We start from the raw sequence: 6,265 nt of genomic DNA, 5'->3' as shown, positions 1-6,265 counted from the left end.
GTGCGCGTGGAGAGCGTGGATGACGCTTCTTCCTCTGCGTACCTCGGGATTTAGTTCCCATCGTGGTGACATAGCTCAATGCTATGCTCACACTCATGAAGATCGTCACGCCGGTCAAACTCATCCCGGACGCCGCGCAGGCACCAGCTCCGGCAGCGCGGTAGGTCAAGGAGGCGCACGAGATGCCCGTACGCGTCGAGCGCAAGGGACCTGTCACGACCGTGGTGCTCTCACGGCCCGAGGCGCGCAACGCGGTCGACGGGCCCACCGCCGAAGCCCTCGCCGACGCCTTCCGCGCCTTCGACGAGGACCCGGACGCGGCGGTGGCCGTGCTCTGGGGCGAGGGCGGTACGTTCTGCGGGGGCGCCGATCTCAAGGCCATCGGCACTCCGCGCGGCAATGTGGTCTCGGACGACGGCGACGGCCCGATGGGGCCCACGCGCATGCGGCTGGGCAAGCCCGTCATCGCTGCCGTCTCCGGTTACGCCGTGGCCGGCGGCCTGGAACTCGCGCTGTGGTGCGATCTGCGTGTCGCCGAGGAGGACGCCGTGTTCGGCGTGTTCTGCCGGCGCTGGGGAGTGCCGCTCATCGACGGCGGCACCGTACGGCTGCCGCGGCTGATCGGCACCGGCCGCGCCATGGACCTGGTGCTGACCGGTCGCCCGGTGGACGCCGCGGAGGCACATGCGATCGGGCTGGTCAACCGGCTGGTCCCGCGCGGCACCTCCCGTGAGGCGGCGGAGCGGCTCGCCGCCGAGATCGCCGAGTTCCCGCAGACCTGTCTGCGCCATGACCGGCTCGCCCTGCTTGAGCAGGAGGGCCTGCCCGAGGCGGCCGCGATGGAGGTCGAGCTCCGGCACGGCCGCCAGTCCCTGACCGAGGCGGCGCGAGGCGCCGCGAAGTTCGCCGCCGGGGCGGGCAGGCACGGCTCGTTCGACGACCACTGAGGTCGCCGCGCTGTTTCGCCGGCAACGAGAAGCGTTGGCCGGCTCGCCGGGTGCATCGCGTACGGGGAGGTGCCTCAGCCGGCGGCCTTGGCGACGATGCGGTCGGTCTCCTCACGGCTGAAGGCTCGCAGGGTCGTGCTGCGGACGTTGCCCACCGCGCCGAGCTGCAGCATGGCCGCGGTGACGGTTTCCTCGTCGGGCGCCTCGATGATGGCCACGAGGTCGTACGGACCGACGGTCCAGTAGATCTGCACGAGCTTTGCCCCGAGCTTCTGCAGTGCGGCGCCGAAGGCCTCGGAGCGCTTGGTGGTGTCCTTGTAATTACGGATTCCCTGGTCGGTCCAGTTCAGCAGGGTGATGAAGGTCGGCACGGTCTTGCACCTCCATGAGGGGACTCATCGCGAGGTCAATTCTGGGCAGCACTGGACAAACCCGCACCAGGTGCGCATCGCAGCGAGTGATACGAGGACGGCGTTCAGCTGCCGCTGTCCGCGAGGACCGCGGAGTCGCTGGGGCCGGCGGCCGGCCGTGGGACCGGCAGCGGGGCCGTGCTGCCCCGCGGAATCAGATGGGTCGGCAGTACGACGTGCCGCTGCTGGTCCGCATCGGGGTCGCTGATGAGCGCGTGGGCCAGCTCGCCGGCGGCGCGGCCGATGTCGTGGGGGGACTGGGCGATGGTGGTCAGGTCCATCCATGCCGCCATCTCATGGTCGTCGAAGCCGAGTACGGAGATCCGCTCGGGGACGTCGACGCGGCCTTTGCGCAGGGTCCAGATCACTTCCATGGCGATCTGGTCCATCTCGGCGAACACCGCGGTGGGCGGATTCCGCAGGCTGAGCAGTTGCCCGACCGCCTCGGTCATCCTGCGCTGGTCGCTCATCGGAGTGGCGACCACCAGTTCGTCGTCGAAGGGGAGGCCCGCGTCGGCGAGTGCCTGCTGGTAGCCGATCAGCCGCATCTTGGAGCTGAAGGTGAAGCCTCTGGCGTCGACCGACTGGACGAAGGCGATGCGGCGGTGCCCGAGGTTGAGCAGATGCTGGGTGCCGCGGCGGGCTCCGGCCACATCGTCGACGTACACGCTCGGCCGGCCCTCGGCGTGCTGGCTGATGTAGACGACCGGTACCTGCAGGTCGTCGAGGCGTGCGCTTTCCTCGGCGGTGAGGTCGAAGGACATCACCAGCAGCGCGTCGGCGTTCCGCCGGGCCGGGAGGCGGTCGAAGAAGGCGGTGCGCTCCTTCATGTCGGATACGGCGTAGACGAGCAACTCCAGGCCCGCCTCACGGAGTACCGCCCCCAGGCTGGTGAGCGCCGAGCCGATGAACCAGCTGTTGAGCGTGGGCGCCAGTACCGCGACCACCCCGGTCTTGCCGGTGACCAGGCTGGAGGCCTGCCGGGAGATCACGAAGTGCATCTCCCGGGCGGCCTGTTCGACCCTGGCCCGGACTTCGGGCGAGACCGTCGACAGGCCGCGCAGGGTGCGCGAGACGGTGGAGACGGAGACCCCGGCCCGTTGGGCGACATCGGCCATCGTGGGGTGCCGCTGAGCTGGTGGCATGCCTGGAAGGTAGCACAGGGTACCTCCCTGGACACCCCTCTCGAGACAGCGCTGTCATGACTGTCTGTAGTGGATTGATTGACCAACTACCCAGGCCAGCGCTTAGTTCACGATCACTCACGAACATTACTGCCACGTAACGCATTGACTTCCGCTAGGTGCCCTCCTAGCTTGCAAGCGTTGTCACGAACTGGCCAGGCCGGCGTTGTCTGGAGTGCCCCCATGTCGTAGAGCTGCAGGTCCCTCATCACCGCTCCACCTGACAACGCAGTCCCCCTCTCTGTGTGCTGGCTACCAGCCCGCCCGCAGCCTCCTCTCGGTCGCAGGACCGGCTTCGACCTGTGCCGCGAACCTCCACCCCCTTGGTTCGAGGTCCACAGCCCGCGCGGTGGCGAACCCGCCCGTAACGCCCCCTGTCGCGCTGCTCGTCAAGGGCCTTCCTGAGTGCGGCGACAGCGACTGCCCATCTGGCTGACAGGCAGTCAGAACTCACTCCAGATCCCTCCCCCCGCACATCAGGAGACACAGTGAAGACCAGAACGCGAAGGGCAGTTCAGAGCTCGGGCGCGGTTCTCGCAGGACTCGTCGTCGCGGCGTGCGGCTCGTCCGGCGGCAGCGGCTCCGCCGCGAACACCGGCAGCGGTTCGTTCGAGGGCCGCGGGCCCATCACCTACGTGGCCGGCAAGGACACCACCGGCACCGTCCAGGCGCAGCTGGACCGTTGGAACAAGCTGCACCCGAAGGAGAAGGTCACCTTCGTACAGCTGCCGACGGATGCCGACGCACAGCGCCAGCAGATGATCCAGAACGCGGAGACGAAGTCCGATGCCTATACGGTGCTCTCTCTCGACGCCGTGTGGACCTCGGAGTTCGCCGCCCACCAGTGGATCGACCAACTGCCCGCGGACAAGTTCCCGCTACAGAAGATGCTCAAGCCCGTGGTGGAGACGACGAAGTACCGCGGCGGTCTGTACGCGGTCCCGGCGAGTTCGGACGGCGGCCTGCTGTACTACCGCACCGATCTGCTGAAGAAGGCCGGCATAGCCAAGCCCCCGGCCACCTGGTCGGAGATGAAGGCCGACTGCGCCAAGGTGAAGAAGCTGCCCGAGGCGAAGGGCATGTCGTGTTACGCCGGGCAGTTCCAGAAATACGAGGGCCTGACCGTGAACTTCTCCGAGGCCGTCAACAGCGCGGGCGGTGCCGTCACCGACGCGAAAGGCAAGCCGCAGGTCGACAGCGCGAAGGCGAAGGAGGGGCTGGACTTCCTGGTCGACTCCTTCCGGGACGGAACCATCCCGAAGGACGCCATGACCTACCAGGAGGAGGACGGCCGGCAGGCATTCCAAGCCGGGAAGCTGATATTCGAGCGCCAGTGGCCGTACATGTACGCCCTCGCGCAGAAGAAGGACGGCTCCAGCAAGGTCGCCGGGAAGTTCGGTGTCGCTCCGCTGCCCGGCCTGAACGGCCCTGGCTCCTCCAGCCTGGGCGGTCACAACCTGGCCCTGTCGGCCTTCGCCAAGAACAAGGCCACGGCGATCGACTTCATGAAGTTCTTCACCAATGAGGAGAACGCCACCACCTTCCTCAAGGACGGATCCCTCGCGCCGCCCTACGCGGACCTCTACGACAACTCGTCGCTGGTGAAGCAGTATCCGTACCTCCCGGCGCTCAAGGCGTCGATCCTGCACGCCGTGCCGCGCCCGCGGGTCGTGCAGTACGGGGATGTGACCTCCGCGATCCAGCGGGAGTCCTACGCGGCGCTGACCGGCAGCAAGAGCAGTGAGCAGGCCCTGAAGGACTTGCAGAAGGCTCTGCAGAAGACTGCCGTGCAGTGAGAGAAGAGGGCATGGTGGACACACAAATGCCTCCCGGCACCGCCGCAGGCGAGCACGGTGCCACAGTGACGGGTTCGCCCGTCCCGCCTGCCGCGTCGGCGAACCGCCGGCGCCGGCAGGCCCGGGCGACATCCGGCTCGGGACGGCTGGCCGCGCTGCTGGTCTCCCCGACGTTGCTGGTGCTGATGGTCGTGGTGCTCTATCCGACGATCGTGGCGTTCAAGGAGTCGCTGTACGGGAACCGCGGCCTGGACCCCAAGACCGGTTTCATCAGCAACACCGAGCCTTTCGTGGGGCCGGCCAACTACGTCGACATCTTCGGTGAGTCGGGGGCCCGGTTCTGGAACGCCTTCTGGAACACGACGTTCTTCACCGTCACCACGGTCGCGCTGGAGACTGTGATCGGTGTGTCGATGGCGCTGATCATGCACAAGGCGTTCAAGGGCCGTGCCCTGATCCGGGCCAGCATCCTGATCCCCTGGGCCATTCCGACAGCAGTCTCCGGGCTGCTGTGGCGGTGGATCTTCAACAGCGACGGCGTGGCCAACGCCGTCCTGCGACAGCATGTGCTGTGGACCACCGAGGGGTTTCACGCCAAGGTCGCGGTCATCATCGCCGATGTGTGGAAGACCGCCCCCTTCATCGGGCTGCTGGTACTCGCCGGCCTCCAAATGATCCCCAAGGAGGTGTACGAGGCGGCCCGGATCGACGGGGCGAGCCCGCTGCGCCGGTTCTGGCACATCACGCTGCCGCTGGTGAAGCCCGCGCTGCTGGTGGCCGTGCTGTTCCGGACGCTCGACGCGCTGCGGATGTTCGACCTCCCCTACATCCTCATCGGCGCGCAGAAGACATCGGTGGAGACGCTGTCGATGCTCGCCCAGGACCAGGCGTCCAATGTGCGCTTCGGCCCGGCGGCGGCCTATGCGGTGATTCTCTTCATCTATGTCTTCCTGATAGCGCTGGCCTTTGTCCGCCTTCTCGGGGCCGATGTCGTCGGCGACGGCGGCCGCCCCGGGACCAGGACCGAGCGCCGCCGCATTCTTCCTCGGCGCCGCGCGGAGGTGACGGCATGACGATCTCGGTGAAATGGCGGAACTGGCTGCTGTACGGAGGCGTTGCCGCTGTCGTCGCCTACTGCCTCGCCCCGTTCTACTGGATGCTGGTCTCCAGCCTGCGGCGTACCTCCGACATCTTCGACACCGCGCCGCTGCCCTCGCCGGTCTCCTTCGAGAACTACCTCGCGGTGTTCGACCCGTCGCAGGGATTCAGCCGTGCGCTGGTCAACAGCCTGATCGTGTCCGGTACGACCACGGCTCTCGCCCTGGTGCTGGCCACCTTCACGGCCTACGCGATGGCGCGGCTGGAATTCCGGCTCAAGCGGTTGGTGCTGACCCTGATCATCGCCACCTCGATGTTCCCCGTGGTGTCGATCGTGGTCCCGTTGCTGAAGATGTTCACGGACATGGGCTGGATCAACACCTACCAGGCGATGATCGTCCCGAGCATGTCCTTCACTCTGCCGCTGGCGGTGTGGAACCTCACGGCGTTCTTCCGGCAGATGCCGACGGAACTCGAGCAGGCCGCGATGGTCGACGGCTGCACCCGCGGTCAGGCCTTCCGCAGGATCATCATCCCGCTGGCCGCGCCCGGTATCTTCACCACCGCCATCATCACCTTCATCGCCGCCTGGAACGAATTCCTCATCGCCCTGTCGATGACGAACAAGCCCGAGATGCAGACGGCGTCGGTCGCCATCTCGAAATTCACCGGGGCCACGCAGTTCGAGACGCCCTTCGGCAGCCAGATGGCAGCAGGCGTCCTCGTCACGATCCCGCTGGTGATCATGGTGCTGGTATTCCAGCGCCGCATTGTCGCCGGACTTACCGCCGGCGCCGCGAAATAGCCTCCCGGCGCAGTAGCAACCCCTT

Annotated in this window: 6 protein-coding genes; 4 read left to right on the top strand and 2 right to left on the bottom strand. The window is 67.1% G+C overall.

Annotated features, from left to right (window positions below; all coding sequences use genetic code 11):
• Positions 1-182: 182 nt before the first annotated feature.
• On the top strand, positions 183-947 hold the full coding sequence (locus ACY34J_RS26435; RefSeq protein WP_462729138.1) for a crotonase/enoyl-CoA hydratase family protein: 765 nt from the start codon (positions 183-185) through the stop codon (positions 945-947).
• Positions 948-1,021: 74 nt separating this feature from the next.
• Here ACY34J_RS26435 and ACY34J_RS26430 read toward each other — a convergent pair whose 3' ends face one another.
• Positions 1,022-1,318: a GYD domain-containing protein gene (locus tag ACY34J_RS26430; protein WP_462729137.1), complete on the bottom strand. Its 297-nt coding sequence runs from the start codon at positions 1,316-1,318 to the stop codon at positions 1,022-1,024.
• A 104-nt stretch (positions 1,319-1,422) separates the two neighbouring features.
• Complete coding sequence (locus tag ACY34J_RS26425) at positions 1,423-2,502, bottom strand: LacI family DNA-binding transcriptional regulator (RefSeq protein WP_462729136.1); 1,080 nt, start codon at positions 2,500-2,502, stop codon at positions 1,423-1,425.
• 527 nt (positions 2,503-3,029) lie between these two features.
• Here ACY34J_RS26425 and ACY34J_RS26420 point away from each other — a divergent pair.
• Genes ACY34J_RS26420 through ACY34J_RS26410 form a run of 3 tightly spaced genes read left to right on the top strand, consistent with a single transcriptional unit; the run spans position 3,030 to position 6,240 of the window.
• On the top strand, positions 3,030-4,337 hold the full coding sequence (locus tag ACY34J_RS26420) for an ABC transporter substrate-binding protein (RefSeq protein ID WP_462729135.1): 1,308 nt from the start codon (positions 3,030-3,032) through the stop codon (positions 4,335-4,337).
• Between the two features lie 11 nt (positions 4,338-4,348).
• Positions 4,349-5,410 (top strand): carbohydrate ABC transporter permease, encoded by a 1,062-nt coding sequence (locus ACY34J_RS26415; protein ID WP_462729134.1) that lies wholly within the window; start codon positions 4,349-4,351, stop codon positions 5,408-5,410.
• Positions 5,407-6,240, top strand: a complete 834-nt coding sequence (locus ACY34J_RS26410; RefSeq protein WP_462729133.1) for a carbohydrate ABC transporter permease — start codon at positions 5,407-5,409, stop codon at positions 6,238-6,240. Before ACY34J_RS26415 ends, ACY34J_RS26410 begins: the two co-directional genes overlap by 4 nt.
• The last annotated feature ends 25 nt before the right edge of the window (positions 6,241-6,265 follow it).

This window comes from Streptomyces sp. HSS9-12, assembly GCF_054963655.1.
Note: the sequence above shows the minus strand (reverse complement) of the source record. Positions and strands in the feature narration are given on the sequence as shown.